The organism is Streptomyces sp. NPDC051286 (genome assembly GCF_044455345.1).
In the GTDB taxonomy this organism is placed as follows: Bacteria; Actinomycetota; Actinomycetes; order Streptomycetales; family Streptomycetaceae; genus Streptomyces.
The window spans coordinates 34,560-54,474 of sequence record NZ_JBITER010000030.1 but is presented as its reverse complement, the minus strand read 5'-3'; the positions used below and the strand labels follow the sequence as shown (position 1 = coordinate 54,474).

The 19,915-nt window shown below is 70.7% G+C and carries 11 protein-coding genes and 2 pseudogenes; 6 read left to right on the top strand and 7 right to left on the bottom strand.

What is annotated here, in order from left to right:
- The 4 genes and pseudogenes from ACIBB8_RS26330 to ACIBB8_RS26315 form a co-directional block, all read right to left on the bottom strand.
- A pseudogene (locus ACIBB8_RS26330) lies at positions 1-471 on the bottom strand (hypothetical protein); the annotation flags it as partial.
- 402 nt (positions 472-873) lie between these two features.
- The gene (prfB, locus tag ACIBB8_RS26325) at positions 874-1,980 is read right to left on the bottom strand and encodes a peptide chain release factor 2 (RefSeq protein ID WP_366692748.1); all 1,107 of its coding nucleotides are present in this window, start codon (positions 1,978-1,980) and stop codon (positions 874-876) included.
- A 78-nt stretch (positions 1,981-2,058) separates the two neighbouring features.
- Positions 2,059-3,297, bottom strand: a complete 1,239-nt coding sequence (locus ACIBB8_RS26320) for a serine/threonine-protein kinase (RefSeq protein WP_398956107.1) — start codon at positions 3,295-3,297, stop codon at positions 2,059-2,061.
- Positions 3,298-3,453: 156 nt separating this feature from the next.
- Positions 3,454-5,121 (bottom strand): serine/threonine-protein kinase, encoded by a 1,668-nt coding sequence (locus ACIBB8_RS26315; protein ID WP_398956105.1) that lies wholly within the window; start codon positions 5,119-5,121, stop codon positions 3,454-3,456.
- Between the two features lie 479 nt (positions 5,122-5,600).
- On the opposite strand from ACIBB8_RS26315, the gene ACIBB8_RS26310 reads away from it, so the two are divergent.
- The 6 genes and pseudogenes from ACIBB8_RS26310 to ACIBB8_RS26285 all read left to right on the top strand — a co-directional run bounded on the left by ACIBB8_RS26310 (position 5,601) and on the right by ACIBB8_RS26285 (position 16,434).
- Positions 5,601-9,419, top strand: a complete 3,819-nt coding sequence (locus ACIBB8_RS26310; RefSeq protein ID WP_398956103.1) for an FtsK/SpoIIIE domain-containing protein — start codon at positions 5,601-5,603, stop codon at positions 9,417-9,419.
- A 303-nt stretch (positions 9,420-9,722) separates the two neighbouring features.
- Complete coding sequence (locus ACIBB8_RS26305; RefSeq protein WP_398956101.1) at positions 9,723-11,090, top strand: ABC transporter substrate-binding protein; 1,368 nt, start codon at positions 9,723-9,725, stop codon at positions 11,088-11,090.
- A 4-nt stretch (positions 11,091-11,094) separates the two neighbouring features.
- On the top strand, positions 11,095-12,480 hold the full coding sequence (locus ACIBB8_RS26300) for a carbohydrate ABC transporter permease (RefSeq protein ID WP_398956099.1): 1,386 nt from the start codon (positions 11,095-11,097) through the stop codon (positions 12,478-12,480).
- A gap of 97 nt (positions 12,481-12,577) precedes the next feature.
- On the top strand, positions 12,578-13,453 hold the full coding sequence (locus ACIBB8_RS26295) for a carbohydrate ABC transporter permease (protein ID WP_398956097.1): 876 nt from the start codon (positions 12,578-12,580) through the stop codon (positions 13,451-13,453).
- A 269-nt stretch (positions 13,454-13,722) separates the two neighbouring features.
- Positions 13,723-14,175 (top strand): annotated as a pseudogene (locus ACIBB8_RS26290) (CDP-glycerol glycerophosphotransferase family protein); the annotation flags it as partial.
- A gap of 57 nt (positions 14,176-14,232) precedes the next feature.
- Complete coding sequence (locus tag ACIBB8_RS26285) at positions 14,233-16,434, top strand: CDP-glycerol glycerophosphotransferase family protein (protein WP_398956094.1); 2,202 nt, start codon at positions 14,233-14,235, stop codon at positions 16,432-16,434.
- A 139-nt stretch (positions 16,435-16,573) separates the two neighbouring features.
- Here ACIBB8_RS26285 and ACIBB8_RS26280 read toward each other — a convergent pair whose 3' ends face one another.
- From ACIBB8_RS26280 to ACIBB8_RS26270, 3 genes are all read right to left on the bottom strand, one after another.
- Positions 16,574-16,948, bottom strand: a complete 375-nt coding sequence (locus ACIBB8_RS26280; protein WP_398956092.1) for a hypothetical protein — start codon at positions 16,946-16,948, stop codon at positions 16,574-16,576.
- An 82-nt stretch (positions 16,949-17,030) separates the two neighbouring features.
- Positions 17,031-18,548 (bottom strand): methyltransferase domain-containing protein, encoded by a 1,518-nt coding sequence (locus tag ACIBB8_RS26275; protein ID WP_398956090.1) that lies wholly within the window; start codon positions 18,546-18,548, stop codon positions 17,031-17,033.
- A 30-nt stretch (positions 18,549-18,578) separates the two neighbouring features.
- Positions 18,579-19,820: a hypothetical protein gene (locus ACIBB8_RS26270; RefSeq protein ID WP_398956088.1), complete on the bottom strand. Its 1,242-nt coding sequence runs from the start codon at positions 19,818-19,820 to the stop codon at positions 18,579-18,581.
- Between the last annotated feature and the right edge of the window lie 95 nt (positions 19,821-19,915).

Sequence of the window (19,915 nt, the reverse complement as noted above, 5' to 3'; positions counted from 1 at the left end):
ACCCTGGTTGCCCGCACCACCCTGGTTGCCCGCACCACCCTGGTTGCCCGCACCACCCTGGTTGCCCGCACCACCCTGGTTGCCCGCACCACCCTGGTTGCCCGCACCACCCTGATTGGTGGTGCCCTCGTTGGTGGTGCCGCCCTCGTTGGTGGTGCCCTCGTTGGTGGTGCCGCCCTCGTTGGTGGTGCCCTCGTTGGTGGTGCCGCCCTCGTTGGTGGTGCCCTCGTTGGTGGTGCCCTCGTTGGTGGTGCCGCCCTCGTCGACGCCACCAGGTTCCCCGCCGTTACCACCGTCGGCATCGCCGGCGATGCCGGCCTGGGCGTTGAGGGAGGCGTCACCGGCGTCCACGCCGATCCCGATACCGATACCGACGGCCGAAGCCGCACCGGCAGCGGTGAGCGAGGCACCCGCGGCGATTACCGCACCTGCGGCTATCCGCGCGACGCGGACCCGCGTCTTCTTGGTCATCTGCTGCTACCCCCAGTAGCTGTTCTCGTCAGTGGAGCAGCCATATGCGGGCTCACGGCTCTGCCGGGGGTTACTCACTCGGCCGGGGCCACGTCGTGCCGTAGCCAAGCCGCCCTCCCCGTTCACACCCGTCCCAGACATACGCATGCTGCAGTAGCACCCTGTCCACAGATAAGGACTACGTCAAGCCCGTTCCGTGCAATGTGCACCGCTTTGCGGCGAGTTGACCCTCATTCAGAATCACGACTGTGACGCAGTCACCATGGCACCCACGCAACTCGCAGCCCCAACTCCCCTTCCTGGGGCGGAATTCCGTGATCCGGCGCGGCCGGGCCGGCTACCGAGAACGGCGGCGCCGGAACCCCTGAGGGGCCCGGCACCGCCGTTCGTACGCTTCGGTGGTTACTTCTCGCGCTGCTTCCGCCAGCGGATGCCCGCCTCCAGGAAGCCGTCGATCTCGCCGTTGAAGACCGATTCGGGGTTGCCGATCTCGAACTCCGTGCGCAGGTCCTTGACCATCTGGTACGGGTGCAGGACATACGAACGCATCTGGTTGCCCCAGGAGTTGCCGCCGTCGCCCTTGAGCGCGTCCATCTTGGCCTGCTCCTCCTGGCGGCGGCGCTCAAGGAGCTTCGCCTGGAGGACGTTCATCGCGGACGCCTTGTTCTGGATCTGCGAGCGCTCGTTCTGGCAGGAGACGACGATGCCGGTCGGCAGGTGGGTCAGGCGCACCGCGGAGTCGGTCGTGTTGACGCCCTGGCCACCAGGACCGGAGGAGCGGTACACGTCGACGCGGAGCTCGGACTCGTCGATCTCGATGTGGTCGGTCTGCTCGACGACCGGCAGCACCTCGACGCCCGCGAAGGACGTCTGGCGACGGCCCTGGTTGTCGAAGGGCGAGATCCGGACGAGCCGGTGGGTGCCCTGCTCGACGGAGAGCGTGCCGTAGGCGTACGGAACCTGGACGGCGAAGGTGGTCGACTTGATGCCGGCCTCTTCCGCGTAGGACGTCTCGTAGACCTCGGTCTTGTACCCGTGCCGCTCGGCCCAGCGGATGTACATGCGCTGGAGCTTCTCGGCGAAGTCGGCGGCGTCGACGCCACCGGCCTCGGCACGGATGTTGACCAGCGCCTCACGGGCGTCGTACTCGCCGGAGAGGAGGGTACGGACCTCCATCTCGTCGAGCGCCTTCTTGACGGACTCCAGCTCCCTCTCGGCCTCGGCGAGAGCGTCGGCGTCGCCCTCGTCCTCGGCGAGCTCGAAGAGAACCTCAAGATCGTCGATACGGCCGCGGAGGGCCTCGGTCTTGCGGACCTCGGCCTGGAGGTGCGAAAGCTTGCTGGTGATTTTCTGCGCCGCCTCCGGGTCGTCCCAGAGGGACGGCGCCGCCGCCTGCTCCTCGAGCGCGGCGATGTCCGCCCTCAGCGCTTCGAGGTCCAGGACGGCCTCGATCGACCCCATGGTCGAGGAGAGGGACTTCAGCTCTTCGGAAATATCGACGACTGCCACGGGTCCAGCGTAACGGCTGTCGGCTCGGACCATCCCCGGGCCGTCCATTCCGCGGGGATCCGTGCGGTCACGGCGCGGTTACGGAGCCGCCGGCGCCGAGTTCTTCGTGTCCTGCGGGGTCGCGTCCGCGTCATTGCCGCCGAAGGCCAGCCAGCCGCCCACACCCAGGGCCGCGCACAGCACCAGCGCCACCGCGCCCAGCGTGATGCGGCGCTTGCGGATGGCCGCCGCCTTGTTCCGCGCCGAGCCCGGACGGGGCTGGCCCGGGGCGCGGGGGGCCCGGGCGGTGCCCCGGGGGCCGCCGGAGAGCTCGTCGGGGCCTGGGACGCGCATGCTGGTGTGAGTGTCCCGGTTGGAGTCCGGGGAGGCGCCGGGGACCAGCGGGACCGCGCCACGACGGCGGGGTTCGTCGGGGGCCGGGGTGTACTGCTGCTCGTCGTAGGGCTGCGGTTCCGGTTCGGCACCCGGCTCGTCGACGTCCAGGGGCGGGATGCCGGCCAGGTGCGGGAGCTGCTCACGCAGACGCGCCGCGAGCTCGGAGGCGCGCAGCCGGGAGGCCGGGGCCTTGGCCAGGCACTGCACCAGAAGCTGCCAGAGCTCTTCGGGGATGCCGGGAAGCGGGACCACTGTCTCCGTGACGTGGCGGCGCAGCACCGCGCCGGGGTGGCCGCCGCCGAAGGGCGTGAAGCCCGCGAGGAGCTCGTACAGCACCGTCGCGAGGGCGTAGATGTCCACGGCGGCGCGCGGCGGGAGGCCCTCGACGATCTCGGGGGCCAGATAGTCCGGCGTACCGATGATCTTCGTGGCCTTGGTGCGGCGCGGGGTGTCGATCAGCTTGGCCACGCCGAAGTCGGTGAGCAGCGCGGGGTGCGAGCCGCCGGGGCCGAGCGGTCCCTCCATGTCGAGCAGGATGTTCTCCGGCTTGACGTCGCGGTGGACCACTCCGGCGGCGTGCGCGGCCGCGAGGCCGTCCGCGACGTCCGCGACGATCGCGACCGCTGCCTCGGGGGCGAGCCGGCGCTCGCGGTCGAGGCGGGTGCGCAGATCCGTACCGCGTACCAGGTTCATGACCAGCGCCAGGTCGTTGCCGTCCACGACGAGGTCGTGGACGCCGACGATGTGCGGGTGGTCGAGCCCCAGCAGCGCGGTGCGCTCCTGCACGAAGCGTCCGACCAGCTCCTGATCGGACGCGAGGTCCTCGCGGAGCAGCTTGATGGCGACGGGGCCCTCAGGACCCTCGCCGAGCCACACCGTGCCGGCGCTGCCGCGCCCCAGGATCTGGTGGGCGGTGTACCGGCTGCCGATATTCCGTGCCAAGACTGCTCCCTCAGCGGCTGGCGTTGGACCCCCGGTCGACAAAGTTACGCGGCGATCGGGGTGTTACGTGCCCTGGATGGCGCCAACCTTCACTTCTGCGGGCGAAATCGCTCCGCAGAAGTCGACAAAGCTACGAAGTTGGTGATGCGGGCTCTGTCAGCCGCCACTGCTGCTGCCCAGTTTCGAGAGCCAGTCGGTGACCGAGGAGATCGCGTCGCCGATCGCTTGCCAGTAGCTCTGCCCCTGCCCGATCCAGTCCTGCAGCGGCGTCAGTTCCCAGATCAGCCAGCCCGCGACGAAGAGCAGCACCACCGTGAAGAGGCAGCCCTTGAGACAGCCGAGACCCGGGATCTTCATCGGGTTGGCGCTGCGCTGCCTCGGCTCGCGGGGCTGGCGCGGGGCCGGCTGCTGGGGCGCCGGCTGCTGCGGAGGTGCGTACTGCTGCTGCTGGGGGTGTTGCGGTTGCTGGCGGCGCTGGGGGTACTGCTGGGGCTGCTGCTGCGGGTACTGCTGGCGCTGCGGCTGCTGCGGGTACTGCTGGCGCTGCGGCGACTGCTGGCGGTGCGGTGGAGCCTGCTGCGGCTGCTGGCGCTGCGGCCGACGGCGCAGCGGATCCTGGCTCGGATCGAGGTACTGGACCTGCGTCTGCTCGTTGCGGTCGCGGGCCGCCTGCAGCTGGGACTGCCACGGGTGCGGGCCGTCGGGCTGCGGCGGGCCGTCGGGGCGCTGCGGTACGGGCGGCATGACCGCGGTCGGGTCGGCCTGCCCGCCCTGGCCCTGCCCCTGTCCGTACCCCTGGCCGGGTGAGTGCTGCATGACGCTGGTCGCCGCGTTCGGGTCGTACGCACCCGCGTTGCTCGGCAGTACCTGCGTCGGGTCGGCCGCACCGGGGGTCTCCGGCACGGCTGCGGGCGCCGGGTCGGGGGCGAGCAGGGCGCCCACGCCGTCGGCGGCCGCGATCTGCGCCGAGGTGGCGTGCACACCGATGCCGGCCGCGACGGTACGCAGGCCGCGGGCCAGGTTCTCCGCGCTGGGCCGCCGGTCCGGGTCCTTGCTCAGGCAGCGCTCTATGACCGTCCAGAGCGGCGCCGGGACGGTGGTGGGGCGGCGGGGCTCCTCGCTGAGGTGCCGGTGCAGGACCTCGAGGGCCGTGCCGCCGGAGAACGGCGGGCGCCCGGTGACCACCTCGTACAGCAGGATGCCCGCGCCGTAGATGTCGACGGCGGAGGTCTGCGGGTGGCCCTCGGCCGACTCCGGCGCCACATAGGCGGGTGTGCCGACGAACTCATGGGTCCGGGTCAGGCCCGGGGAATCGGCGAGCCGTGCGATGCCGAAATCGGTCAGCATCGGATGCATCTGGCCGTCGCGCTCGGACAGCAGGACATTCGCCGGCTTCAGGTCGCGGTGGACGACACCGTCGGCATGGCTGGCGGCGAGCGCGTCCGCGATCTGGGCGGTGAGGAGCGAGGCGGCGACCGGGGTGAGCGGGCCGTTCTCGCGGAGATAGCGGTGCAGGTCGGGTCCGTCGACCAGATCCATCACGAGGGCGAGGAGATCGCCCTCGACGACCAGGTCACGGGTGCGCACGATGTTCTCGTGGGTGAGCCGCAGCAGCACGGACCGCTCGCGCAGGAACCGCATCACCACGTCCGCGTCGTTGGCGAGCTCCTCCTTGAGGACCTTGATGGCCACGGTCTCGCCGGGCTGGCCGGCGACGGCCGCCTCGGTGCCTGCGGTCTCCCGCTGGCGGGCGCGCCAGACGGTGCCCGTCGCGCCGCGTCCCAGCGGCTCTTCGAGCAGGTACTTGCTGCCTACCGGCCGCACGTCATGCGCTCCCTGCTGATCGTGGTGCTTACGGCCTCCCGGAGCCCTCCCCGGGAGTTTCCGGCCCACTCTAATGCCGCTCCGAGGGCTTCGAACGGGTCACCGGTCGGTCACCTTCCGGTCGTGGACGCGGTGTGAGCCATCGTGTCTGAAAGAAGACGCCCACACCGGACAGATGGTTGCCGCACACACGTGCGCCTGGCCGGTTTCCGATGGTCGCCCGGCTTCTGTGTCCTGCTCCGGGTACCGCCCCAAGCAGGCATTTTTGGGTCCACAGCCGACCTTTCAAGATCACTTCTAGGTGGCCCCCGGCCACGTTGTCAGCGGCAGGTGCGAGGATGCCTCCAGCACGGAACTGTGGGGTCGGAGCCTCGCGGTACGTGACGACCTGTACCGGACGACGCGTCCGTGCCGGGTGGGGGGAATCACAGGGCGTTTCCCCTGCCGGGCACCCCGCGCAGAAGGGACCGCTGACGGCGATGCAGATCCGGCTGACCGTCCTCGCGCCGCGCAGCGGCCAGACCCCGGCGCGCGCCTGCGACGTGCTCGTCACCGCCCCCGCGGGGACGGCACTCGCCACCGTGGCCTCCAACCTGGCCGCCGCCGTCTCCGGGCCCGACGGCTCGCTCGGCGGCGGAGCGGTGGTGCTGTTCGCCGGCCGCGACCGGCTCGACGCGCAGCGGTGCGCGCTCGGCGAGCCGCCACTGGTCGACGGCGCGGTGCTCTCGCTCCAGGTCCCCGGGGAGGACGAGACGGCGGCCGACGCCGTTCCGGCACAGTTGCACGTGGTCGCGGGGCCCGATGCGGGCGGCGTCCATCTGCTGCACGGCGGACAGATACTGATCGGCCGGTCCGCCGACGCGGACGTCCCGCTCGACGACCCGGATGTGTCCCGGCTGCACTGCGCGGTGACAGTCTCCGAGAACGGCGCGGTCTCGGTCGCCGACCTGGGCTCGACGAACGGCACCTCGCTGGACGGGACGGAGGTCCGCGACCGCCCGGTCCGGCTGAGGCCGGGCGCGCTGCTGCGGCTCGGCGAATCGACGCTCCGGCTGACGCCGGGCTCGCCCACGCCGTCGCTGGCGACTGCGCCGGACGGCGAGGGGCATCTGCGGGTCGCGCGGGCGGCGGGCGGGAACCTCTCGGAGGAACCGGACGGGTACGCCGCCGGTCATGCGTACAGCGCGGGCGCCGCACCCGTGGCGTACGCGGACGGCACACCGGCCGGGTCAGACGACGGGGGCGTACGGGGCAGCGCCCGGCGGGCGTCCGGCCGGCTCCCGGACGACGAGACACCCCGGCGCGGCGGAATAGGGGCCTGGGCGCGCCGGCTGGCGGGGAACAAGGGCGAGCCGGTGCACGAGGCGGCGCCCGACGAGGCGGGGGCGGTGGGCCTGCCGGGCCCGCTGGCGTCGTCCGTACCGCGCCCGCGCTCGTCCTCGGCGGGGACATGGCCCGACCCGGCGGCGGTGCTGCTCACCGCGCTCGGGCCCGGACCCCGGTTGTGGGAGCGCGACGCCGAGCACCCCGAGGCGCTCGTGGTCCGGCTCGGCACCACGGACCGGGCGGAGCTGCCCGCCGTGCCGGTGACCGTGGGACTTCGGGAGGCCGGTTCACTGGGGCTCGCCGGTCCGCGGGAGCGGCTGGCCGGGCTCGCCCGCTCGACGGTGGCACAGCTCGCCGCGCTGCACTCCCCGGCCGACCTGGAGATCGTGCTCATCAGCACGGACCGTGCCCGCAGCACCGACGAGCGCAGGCGCGCGTGGGCCTGGCTCGGCTGGCTGCCCCATCTGCGGCCGATGCACGGACAGGACTGCCGGCTGCTGCTCGCGTACGACCGTGAGCAGGCGACGGCGCGCACGACGGAGCTGGTGCGCCGACTGGACGACGGGCCGCTCGGCACCGACTGGGCCAGCGTCGACCGGAGCACGGTCGCCGAGACCGCCCGGCAGTACAAGGGGTCGTTCACCGTGGTGATCGTCGACGGCGACCCCGGGTCCGCAGTACTGCGCGAGACCACGGCACGGCTGGCCGCCGCGGGTGCGGCGGCCGGGATCCATCTGATCTGTCTGGCCGAGACGCCGGCCGCGTCGCCCACCTCGCCGGTCGCGGCGACATACGAGGCGGCCTGCCATGCGTCGATCGCGTTCCGTGAGTGCGGAGCGGTGGGGATGCTGAGCGGCGACGTGGCAACGGCACTGCGGCTGCTGCGCACGGCGGGCGGACAGGCCGCGGGCCACGGCACGGTGGCCACGGTGGACGCGGTGTCGGCGGCGTGGGCGGAGCGGTTCGGGCGGGCGCTGGCACCCCTGCGGACGGCGGGTCCGGCGACGGCGCCCGGCCGCCCGCCGGCGGCAGCCCTCCCCCGGTCCGCCCGTCTGCTGGACGAACTGGGCCTGGCCAGAGCCACCCCGGCCTCCCTGATGGCCCGCTGGGCCTCGACCTCCGAGACCCAGCCGGGGGCGACGGTGCGTGGGTCGGGGAGCTGGAGCGGCGGTGCCGGTGATCCGGAGGCGGCAGCCGTGGACGCCCGCGGTTCGGGCCGTACGACATACCCGGGCAGCGCGGGCCCTCGCGTGGGGGCACGGCGCACGGTGCCGGTCCCGGGCCCGGCGGGTGCCGGCGCCCAGGGGGCCGATGCGGACCACGGACCGGGGTCGGGGAGCACCGCATATCCCGGCGGCGAGTCGTCTGGCTCGGGCCGCACGCCGTACCCGGGAAGTGAATCCGCCGGTTCCGGCCGCACGCCGTACCCGAACGCTGAGACGTCCGGCACATGGGGCCGCACGCCGTACCCCGGTTCGGCGAACGACACGCACGCAGGCACGTCCCGGCATGCGTTCAGCCGCGACGAGGGCCGTTCGACGGCCGGTTCGGGCCGCACCGCGTACCCGGGTGCGGACACTCCTGGCTCAAACCGCACCCCGTACCCGGGCACCGACAGCCAGGGTTCCGGCCGCACCCCGTACCCAGGGACGGACAGCCAGGGTTCCGGCCGCACCCCGTACCCGGGCACCGACAGCCAGGGTTCCGGCCGCACCCCGTACCCGGACACCGACTTGTCCGGGTCGGGCCGCACCCACCACCCCGCTGCGCCCGCGCCCCGCGTCGGTGCGCAGCGTTACGGCAGCGCGTCCGGCGACGTCGCCGGCTCCCGTGCCGTTCCCGGGGCAGAGCGTGCAACAGCCGCCGGGATGGCCACGGCCGCCACCGCCGCGCCCGGAGCCGCAACCTCGCCGCCTCCCGCCCCCACCGTCGCCTTCGCCGGGCGGCCCGTCGTCGTTCTCGGTGCCGGGACCCGGGGTGCGGTCAGTGTCGATCTGGCCGATGAAGGGCCCCACCTCCTCATCGAGGGCCCGGCCGGCAGTGGACGTACGGAGTTGCTGCGAGCCGTCGCCGCCTCGCTGGCTGCTGCCGCACGTCCCGACCGGCTCGGCATCCTGCTGGTCGACGGAGCCGGTGGTGAGCGCGGCGAAAGCCTGCGCCCCTGCGCGGACCTCCCGCATGCGTTCACCCATTTGGTCGCCTCCGATCCGGTCAGAATGCGCGAGTTCGCCCAGGCCCTGGGTGGCGAGCTGAAGCGGCGGGCCGAGCTGCTCGGGCAGCTCGACTTCAACGACTGGCATGCCCGGCACGACGTGGCGCAGCAGACGGTCGGCCGACGCGCCCCCAGCGCCGCCGAGCAGCGCGGTGACCTGGACCCGGCGATGAGCGGCACGCTCCGGCTGCGGCCCGCCGCCGCGCTGTCCGCGGATCCCGGTCCGTCGCCGCTGCCCCGGCTCGTCGTGCTGGTCGACGACTTCGACGCCCTGGTCGCCCCCGCGCTCGGCAGCCCGGGACGGCCCGCCGCCGGTTCGGTCGTACGGGCGCTGGAGTCCGTCGCCAGGGACGGTGGCCGGCTGGGCGTGCATCTGGTCGCGACGTCCGCCCGCGCCGATCGCACGGAGGACACGGAGCTTGCCCGTGGGGCGCGGCTGCGCGCGGTGCTCGACGCACCCGTCGCCACACCCTCGCCGGAGGATCCGGCACCCGGCCGCGGTCGGCTGGGGCATCCGGACGGGCGGGTGACGCCGTTCCAGGGCGGCCGGGTCACGGGCCGCATTCCGCGCACCGCGACCCTGCGACCCACCGTCGTCCCACTGGAGTGGGAGCGGATGGGCGATCCGCCGACCCGGCGCCCGGTCCGGGAACTGGGCAACGGACCGACGGACCTGGCGCTGCTGGCCAGCGCGCTGGAGAGGGCCGCCCGTTCGGTGAACGCCGAGCGAATAGCTCCGCTCATGCCCTACCAGTCCTGAGAGCCTGTCGGGCGACCTCGCCCCGGTCGCCGGTGCGTCCTCGATCCCTCCCATGGCCTCAAGGGCATGGGAGGGATCGCCTCGACGGGCTTCATCCGCAAGCCCGTACGCCGATCCGAAGACGACTGACTTCACGTCACGAGCCCATCACAATCGATCAGTTGGGACTGAAAGCGGTATTGCGGCGTCCGCGCACCGGGCGTAGGACTGGTGCGCACAGGACGACCTGATGGACGAGCGGCACCGCCGACCGACCGGCGGTCCCACCCGTCCGTTCACGCGCACAGGAGAGACGGGGCAGCGATGCGCACAACGCTTCGGATTCGCAGGGCCGCGATGGTGTTCACCGCCGTCGGTGCACTGGCCCTCACCGGCTGCGGCGACGACGGCGGCAGCGGAAAGGGAAAGACGGGCGGAGGGTCCGGCAGTAACGAGCCGAGTTCCTCGGCCGTCGCACTGCCCAAGCTGGACGGCGAGAAGATCTCGGTCGCGGCCGTCTGGACCGGGCCCGAGCAGGCCAACTTCATGAAGGTCCTCAAGGAGTTCGAGAAGCGCACGGGCTCCACGGTCACCTTCGTCCCGGCGCAGGACCCGATCGTCAACTTCCTCGGTACGAAGATCGCGGGCGGCCAGCCGCCGGACGTCGCAATGATCCCGCAGGTGGGTGCGATCAAGCAGGCTGTGGAGAAGAAGTGGGCCAAGCCGGTCGGCGCCGACGCGAAGGCGCAACTGGAGAAGAACTACGCGAAGGTCTGGCAGGACCTCGGCGCGGTGGACGGCACCCAGTACGGCGTCTACTTCAAGGCCGCCAACAAGTCCCTGATCTGGTACAACGCCAAGGTGTTCGAGAACGCGGGGGCAAGTGAGCCGAAGACCTGGAAGGACTTCATGGCGACGGCCGAGACGGTCTCCGCCTCGGGTGTCACCCCGGTCTCGGTCGGCGGCGCGGACGGCTGGACGCTCACCGACTGGTTCGAGAACGTCTATCTCTCCCAGGCGGGCCCGGAGAAGTACGACCAGCTGGCGCAGCACAAGATCAAGTGGACTGACCCGTCCGTCAAGGACGCGCTGACGACGCTCGCCGAACTCTTCGGCAAGCCGTCCCTGATCGCGGGCGGCGCCGACGGTGCCCTGCAGACGGAGTTCCCGGTCTCGGTCACCCAGACCTTCACCGGCGGTGACCAGCCGAAGGGCGCCATGGTCTTCGAGGGCGACTTCGTCGGCGTCAACATCGCGCAGACCAAGGCGAAGATCGGCACGGACGCCAAGGTGTTCCCGTTCCCGTCGGTCGGCGCCGAGTCGCCCGTGGTGACGGGCGGCGACGCGGCAGTGGCGCTGAAGGACAGCAAGGGTGCTCAGGCCCTGCTGACCTGGCTGGCCTCGGCCGATGCCGCGAAGATCTGGGCCGAGCAGGGCGGGTTCATCTCGCCGAACAAGTCCCTGGACACCGCCGCGTATCCGAACGAGGTGCAGCGCACCATGGCGAAGGCGCTGATCGCGGCCGGTGACGCCGTCCGGTTCGACATGTCCGACCAGGCCCCGCAGTCGTTCGGCGGGACGCCCGGGAAGGGCGAGTGGAAGACGCTCCAGGACTTCCTGAAGAACCCGAAGGACATCGCGGGGACCCAGGCGAAACTGGAGTCCGACGCGGCCAAGGCGTACAAGAGCTGACGGGATGACGACAGCGACAGCGGGGGGCGCCGACGCGGTGTCCCCCGCCGACAAGCGTCCCCCCGGGCGCTCCGGGCGCCCTGATCCCACAAGCCCGCGCCGGAGCGTGACCGGCACCCGGAAGACCATCGCGATGCTCTTCCTGCTGCCCGCGCTGGTACTGCTCGGTGCGCTCGTGGTCTATCCGATCGTGTACTCCGTCTACCGGTCGTTCCTCGACCAGGCGGGTACGGGCTTCGCCGGCCTCGACAACTACAAGGCGCTGTTCACGGATGACACCATCCGCACAGCGGTCAAGAACAACGCGATCTGGGTCGTCTTCGCGCCGACGATCTCCACCGCGCTGGGGCTGATCTTCGCGGTGCTGACCGAGCGGATCCGCTGGGGCACGGCGTTCAAGCTGGTCGTCTTCATGCCGATGGCGATCTCGATGCTGGCGGCGGGCATCATCTTCCGGCTGGTGTACGACCAGGCGCCGGAGCGTGGGGTCGCCAACGCCGTCTGGGTGGGTGTGCACGACACGTTCGCGGAGTCGGCCGGCTATCCGAAGGCGCATCCGCTGCCCGCCCATCCGCTGAAGGCGGGCGGCGGCGGGTCGTTCGTCACGAAGGCGCCGATACGGGCCGGTGTACCCGTGCAATTGCCGCTGGTCGGTGTGGCGCCCGCGAAGATGCCGACGGACGCGAAGCCGGCGAAGGCACCCCCGACGGAGTCCGGGAAGGTCACCGGCACCGCGTGGCTGGACTTCACCAAGGGCGGCGGCGGGAAGCCCAATGTCGTCGACGCCAAGGAACTCGGCCTCAAGGGGCTGAAGATCGAGGCGGTCAAGGACGGCAAGGTGGTCGGCTCGGCGACGGCGGCCGCGGACGGTACGTTCACCCTGCCCGCCTCCACCGAAGGCGCCCTGCTCAGGCTTCCCGCATCGAACTTCAGGGAGCCGTACAACGGTGTCGAGTGGCTCGGCCCGTCCCTGGTGACGCCCGGGATCATCGGGAGTTACGTCTGGATGTGGGCGGGCTTCGCCATGGTGCTGATCGCGGCGGGACTTGCAGGTCTGCCGCGTGAACTCCTCGAAGCGGCGCGGGTGGACGGGGCGAACGAGTGGCAGGTGTTCCGCCGGATCACCGTGCCGATGCTCGCGCCCGTCCTGGCGGTGGTGCTGGTCACTCTGATGATCAACGTGCTGAAGATCTTCGATCTGGTCTTCATCATCGCGCCGGGCTCCTCCCAGGACGACGCGAACGTCCTGGCGCTGCAGCTGTACCGGTCCTCGTTCGGCACGGACGCGGATCTCGGGATCGGCAGCGCCATCGCCGTACTCCTCCTGCTGCTGGTGATCCCGGTGATGATCTTCAATATTCGCCGGATACGGAAGGAGGGGCGCCGATGACAACTCCGTCGACCACAGCCGCCTCCGGCCGGGGGTCCGGGGGTTGCCCCCGGGGAAACCCCAGCAATATTCGCCGGATACGGAAGGAGGGGCGCCGATGACCACCCCTATGGTGAAGGCGACGCAGTCCCTCGGCTCACGGGTCGCGGCCCGCACCGGCGGCGGCGCGATGCGGGTCTTCCTCGTCCTGGTCGGCCTGTTCTGGCTGATGCCGACCATCGGGCTGCTGCTCTCCTCGTTGCGCGGCGCCGACGACATCGCGGCGACCGGCTGGTGGAAGGTCTTCACCGCCCCGTCCGAGCTCACCTTCGACAACTACAGCCGGTTGCTGGACAATTCGACCATCACCCACTCCCTGATGAGTACGGTCGTGATCACCGTGCCCGCGACCGTCCTGGTCGTGGTGATCGGTTCACTGGCCGGATACGCCTTCGCCTGGATGGACTTCCCTGGCCGCGACTGGTGGTTCCTGCTGGTCGTCGGGTTGTTGGTGGTCCCCGTGCAGGTCGCCCTCGTCCCGGTCTCCAAGCTCTTCGGCGAAATCGGGATCTTCGAAACGACCTTCGGCGTGATTCTCTTCCACACCGCCTTCGGGCTGCCGTTCGCGATCTTCCTGCTGCGGAACTTCTTCGCGGAGATCCCGCGTGAACTCCTGGAGGCGGCACGGCTCGACGGGGCCGGCGAGATCCGGCTCTTCACCCGGGTCGTGATGCCACTGGGCGGTCCGGCGATCGCCTCGCTGGGGATCTTCCAGTTCCTCTGGGTGTGGAACGACATGCTGGTCGCCCTGATCTTCGCGGACTCCGACTCCCCGCCGATCACCGTGGCGCTGCAGCAGCAGGTGCGGCAGTTCGGCAACAACATCGATGTGCTGGCGCCCGGCGCCTTCGTCTCGATGGTGATTCCGCTCGCGGTGTTCTTCGCCTTCCAGCGCCAGTTCGTCTCCGGTGTGATGGCGGGCGCGGTCAAGTAACCGCACACCGAACCGACCGCAATCCACCAGCTGTACGTCAACGTGGGGCGGGTCCCGTCACCCCTGACGGGACCCGCCCCACCTGCCACTTCGCGCGAACGCCACGTTCCGCGTAACCCTCTCACCCCATCGGTCGTTAGCGGACCACCCGCCCGCGCCAGCGAACGACCCATGGATGTGTTGTGCCCCGGTTCAGTGTCATCGTGCCCGCGTACCAGGTTCAGGCGTATCTGGACGAGAGCCTGGACTCGGTGCCGACCCAGTCCTTCGTCATCCACAGCAGCAACCGGGAGGCGTACGAGGCGGCCCGCGGCACCCGCTTCGACCTGCACTCCTGCCCGCCGGGCGCGATCGCGCACAGCGAGGACGAGCTGCTCGGCATCTTCGCCACCGGCCACTGGCGCGGCTCCCGCTCCGCGAGGGCGCGGGCGGCCTTCCGGGCACGGTTCTGTCCGTACGACGACGGGCACACGGCGGAGCGAGTGGTGCGCCGGGTCCTCCTGGGCGACACCGACGTGCAGGTGACCGCGGCCCTGCCGGCGGAACAGCGGCCGGTGCCCGTCGTCGTACCGGCGCCCGGCACGGATCCGGGATCGCCGGCCGTCCCCGCTGCCGCCGGTTCCGGGTCCGCTCCGGCGGACCGGCAGGCGGCAGCCGCCGAGCGCGGCCTCGCCCGGGCGCAACGCGGCCTCGCCCGGGCGCAATCCGTCAACGAGACCTGATCGCCGTCTCTCCTCCCCGCTTTGCCCCACTGTGCCAGTGACCGAGAAAGAGCGTGTATGCCCCGGCTGAGTGTCATCATCCCCGTCCGTCGCGCCCGCGGACATCTGCGCGAGTGCCTGGAGTCGGTGCTCTCGCAGTCGTTCACGGATATCGAGGTGATCGGTGTCGACGACGGGGCGCCGGACGGCTCGGGACTGCTGCTCGACGAGTTCGCCGCCCGGGACGACCGGGTGCAGGCCGTCCACCTCCCGGCGGACGAGGGTGCGGGCGCCGCCGGTCGGCGCAACGCCGGGGCGGAGCGGGCGCTCGGCGACTACTTCCTCTTCCTGGAGGGCAACTTCGTCCTGTTGCCCGGCGCGTTGCAGGCCGTCGCCGACCGGCTCGATGCCACGGGCGACCCGGACCTGCTGCTGTTCGGCCACCACAAGCGGCCGTTCCGCGGCCGCCCCCAGCCGACCCGGTCGCTGGAGTTGCTGCGCGAACTGCCCGCGGGCCGGCTCACCCTCGCCGAGCATTCCGGGCTTCTCGACATCGCCCCGGTCTCCTGGAACCGGGCTGTGCGCCGCAGCCTCCACGAGTCACAGAAGCTGGCCTTCGGACCGGGACAGCACGGAGAGCGGATGTACGCGCTCCAGACGCTGGCCGCCTCCGCATCGGTCGCCGTTCTGCCGCTCGCCTGTGTCGAACACCGCCGGCAGCGCTATCTGCCGGACCTCGCCGACGAGTCGGAGCCGACGGACGGCACGACACCGCTCCAGCTCGTGGAGGCGTACGCCGGGCTGATGACGTTCCTCGGGGACCGGCCGGTGCTGCACCCGCTGCGCGCCCTGCTTTTCGACCGGGCCGCCCAGGAACTCCTCGGCGGGTATCCGTCGGTGAAGCGGCGGCGCAGGCGGTACGTACGGTCCGTGGCCGCGTTCCACCGTATGCACCGGCCCGACGGGCACCGGTTCCCCGGCGGCGCCAAGGGACTGCGGCCGCGGCTGATCGGCGCCGGCCGGTACGTGGCGCTCGGCGCCCTCGACACCGTGCTCGCCCTGCGCCGGGGTGCGCGCTCCGCACCCGCCGCACTCCGCGCGCGGGCCAAGCGCACGCTGTCCGCGCGCTACTACTGGTGGCAGCGCAGACGCCCGCTCGACCGCGGGCTCGCCGTCTACGCCGCGTACTGGAACCGCGGCGTCAGCTGCAATCCGGAAGCGATCTTCCGCAAGGCCCAGGAGCTGGCTCCCGGAGTGCGCGGGGTGTGGGTGGTGTCGAAGAACCAGGTGGACGCGGTGCCGCCCGGCATCGACCACGTGGTGCCGGGGACCCGCCGCTACTGGGCGCTGCTGGCCCGCGCCACGTACTTCTTCAACAACGTCAACTTCCCCGACCACCTGGTCAAACGCCCCGGCCAGATCCATGTCATGACCCATCACGGCACCCCACTGAAAATCATGGGCCTGGACCAGATGGAGTATCCGGCGGCGGCGCAGGGCCTGAACTTCGACCGGCTGCTCCAGCGGGTCGACCGGTGGGACTGGAGCGTCTCCGCCAACCCGCACTCCACGGAGGTGTGGGCCCGTGCCTACCCGGGCGCCGCGCGCTCGCTGGAATCCGGCTACCCGCGCAATGACGTCCTGACGACCGCCACGGGCGCACAGATCGCGAAGATCCGGGCCGGGCTCGGTATCCGGCCCGGGCAGCGCGCCGTGCTGTACGCGCCGACGCACCGCGACTACGAGGCGTCGTTCACCAGCCGGATCGATCTGGAACGGCTCACCGATGCGCTCGGCCCGGACACCGTGATCATGGTCCGCGCGCACTACTTCTACGAGGGTGCGGGGCTGCCGGACCGTCCGACGCTCCTCGATGTCTGCGACCATCCGCGGATCGAGGAACTGTGCCTGGCGGCCGACGCGCTGGTGACGGACTACTCGTCGGTGATGTTCGACTACGCGGCACTGGACCGCCCGATCGTGGTGCACGCCCCGGACTGGGAGACGTACCGCACGGTCCGCGGGGTCTGCTTCGACCTGCTGTCCGGGGCACCGGGCGACACCCCCGGGGCGGTCTCCACCAGTACGGAGGAGCTGGCCCGGATCTTCCTCGACGGCAGCTGGGACAGCGCGGAGAACGGGGCACTACGGGCGGCGTTCCGGGCGCGGTTCTGTCCGTACGACGACGGGCACGCGGCGGAGCGGGTGGTGCGGGCGGTGCTGCTGCAGGAACCGACGGCGCCCGGCGGGCGTGTGCCATCGATCGCCGGACGGGCTTGATCGCCCCGCACGACGAGGGGGTCCTTCCCGTGCCCTCAACCTGCCAATTGACCCCATCAAGAAATGATCTTGGTGGGGTCAATTGTCACGTTGAGGGCACGGGGGAGATCGATGGCGCACCCGGCCCCGGGGATGCGCCTCAGCGTTGTTGGCCCGCCATGACCGTGGCGAGGCCGATGATGACAAGCAGCGAGCCACCCCAGGTCCACATCGAGGTCCGCTCGTGCAGCACCGTCGACCCGGCCATCACGATCAGTAGGTAGCCGAGCGCGTTGAACGGGTACGCGATGCTGAGCGGCACCTTGGCCAGTGTCGCCATCCAGGCGAGCGCGGAGACCGCGAAGACGACCAGCCCGAGGATGACCCACGGGCTGGTCGCGGCGCGGATCGCGAGCGACCCCCCGTCGCGCCCGGCCGTCGCCGCGGCACCCTTCATACCGTGTTTGAGCATGATCTGGCCGCCCGCCGACGCGAACACGGCGAACAGGAGCAGCGTCAGACTGGGCAGGGTCAAGGTCTTGCTCCTGACTGCGGGGGCGGGCGGCGGCCCGGGAGCGCGTGAGGGGGCGGGCACGGAGGCGGCGGGAGCCGCGGTCTCAGACCCCGATCCGGTCGGCAGGGACGTACGGTCGGTTGAGAATGTCCTGAACATCGACGTGCTCTCCAGCGATGATCGTCTCGGCCGCATGCGGGGTGAGCAGTGCGACGTGCTGATAGCCGAACAGCGTCGGCCGGATCCGGGTCAGCAGCTTCGAGAGCCCGCTGAGGATCGGAGGGAGGGGGCCGCGGCCGCCGAGCAGGGACCAGAAGGGCGCCCCGGTGGAGGCGATGTCGAGGACGTCGTAGCCCGCGTTCCGGACGGTGCGGCGCAGGCTCGCCCGGGTGAAGAAACGCAGATGCGTTTCGTCGAGGATGCCGCGCCGGTCGTAGTCGAAGATCCCGAGCGCGACCCGTAGCCGTGAGTACCAGTGGCTGAAGTTCGGCACGGAGAGCAGCACCTGGCCGCCCGGCCGCAGCACGGTGGCCACCTCGGAGAGGACACGCTCGGGGCGGGAGAGGTGCTCGATGACATCGCCGGCGACCACATAGTCGAAGTCGACGCCGATCTCGGCGGGCAGCCCCTCCTCCAGGTTGGCGAGATGGAAGTGTGTGCACTTCTCGCGGACCCCTGGCACCTCGATGTAGTCGACGCCGGTCACTTCGTGGCCGAGGGCTTCGAGGCGCTGGGCGAACAGCCCGCCGGAACAGCCGAGATCGAGGACCCGGCCGGGCGGGAGGGCCCGCATCTTCTCCAGGATGACGGCGTGCGAGGAGCCGTCGCCCTCCTTGAAGGCGTACTCGACTGGCTTGGGGATCCAGGCGCAGGTGCCGAATCCCTTGACGGCGAGACGGTATTCGAGGACGTCCTTGATGACATCCTTCGCGTACTTCATGCCGTTGACGTAGCAGATCTCGTCGCCGTAGTACGTCGGTACGGGGATCTCCTTGATCCGCATTCCTTCGTTGAGCAGCTGGACGATGATCTGCGTGTCGAAGTCGAATGCGTCGGTGTTCCGGCCGATCGGCAGTTTTTTGAGTGCCGCGACACTGTAGGCGCGGTAGCCGGAGTGGAATTCGGTGAGCTGCGAGCCGAGGAGCCCGTTCTCCAGCCGGGTGAGAATGCGGTTGCCGAGCCATTTATACATCGGCATGCCGCCCTTGAGGGCGCTGCCGGACTTCATCATCCGCGATCCGAACACGGCTTCGCATTCGCCGCGTTCAATGGGGTCGACCATGTCGGGAAGCAATTCGGGGGCGTACTGTCCGTCGGCGTGCAACAGCACGATGATGTCGAGGCCGTGTTCGGCGGCCAGCGCGTATCCGGCCTTCTGGTTCCCGCCGTATCCGAGGTTCTTGGTGTGCCGCATCACGACGGTTCGGGGCATCCCCTCCGCCTGGGACCAGCGGCATCCTGCGGTGAAGGTCGCGTCATGGCTCGCGTCGTCGAGAATGAGGACCTCGGAGATCCGGGACCGGAAATCCTCCGGAATGCGGTCGAGGGTGTTCTCCAGCGTCGTCTCGGCGTTGTACGCGACCACCAGGATGCCGATCCTGGGGCTGGTGCTTTCCTTCACGAAAGGTTCTCCAGTTGTGCTCGGGTGTGGTCAGTTGCCGGCGGAACCGGACGGCTGTGAGGCACGGGGCGCCGTGACCGACACCCGTTCGACGGAGGTCGGCGAGGGCGCGGCCGGCGGGGCGGCGAGGATCTTGCGGACGCCGAAGACCAGTCCGATCGCGAGGACGAACCACCCGGCGGCGCCGAGCTGCAGCACCGTTTCGCTCCAGCGCACGGCGGAGCGTCCCCGGTAGCCGAGGACGGCCGTCCAGCCGAGCAGGCAGTTGTACGCGAGTCCCTCCCAGAGCCCGATGACGAACATCGCGGCTGCCGCCCAGGTCAGGTACTGGAGGCCGGAGGCGGTGGAGAGGAGGAGCAGCAGGCCCATCGTCACGGCGACGACGACGGGCAGCTGAGCGGGCCGCACCCAGGCCAGCCAGAGGCCGACGGCCACGCAGATCAGCACGAAGAGGAAGTGGCCCTCGCCGCGGATGAAGGCGATGAACGACTCCGGCAGACCCAGCGCATCGGCGAACCGGACGAGCCCCCAGAGGCGGTAGCTGCCGCCCGCGTACTCCAGGACGTTCTCCTTGAGATTCTCCGGCACGGTCACCAGGACCGGCCCCCAGACGAGGGCGACCAGGGCGGTGAACCCCGCGGTGAAACGGACGAACACCGGCCGCCCGCCGCGCAGCGCGACGACGAACAGCGCGGGGACCACCACGACAGGGATGAACTTGACGCTGATGGAGAGCGCGGCGGCCACCCCCGCGGCCAGCGGCGCCTTACGGTCGGCCAGCAGATACCCGGCGGCGAGGGCGAAGGTGACGGCGACCGCGTCGGTGTTGCCGTGGTACCCGGAGGTGGCGATCAGTACGGGGCTGAGGGCCACGCCCGCTCCGCAGGCGACCGCGGTACGGAGAGAGCCGCGCCGCCGGACGATTTCGAACACGACGAGCGTGCAGAAGAAGTCGGCGATCGAGGCAGGTGATCGGATCAGAGTCCCGAACGGAATTCCGAGTTCGGCGAGTTCGTGCAATCCGAGAAGCATCCATCCGGCCAGCGGCGGATGGTTGTAGACGGGCAGGCCGGGCAGCGGCTGCTCATAAATACGAATGGGGCCGTAAACGGTGATGGCCTTTGCGAAACCTTGAAAGATGCGCACGTCGGCGGGGCCCGGTTTGGCTGCCGCGATCAGCATTCTGACGAGCAGCCCGATGGCTGCGGTGACGAGCACGAAAGCTCTTGCGCGTCGTACGCTCCAGGTGTCGCACCACGTTCGGATACCCATGAAAACAGAACATAGCAACCGGAGACCGCTATACAGCACACCGATCAACACACTTAAGCGGGACGGGAGTCGATTACCTGCTCAACAGCACCCGC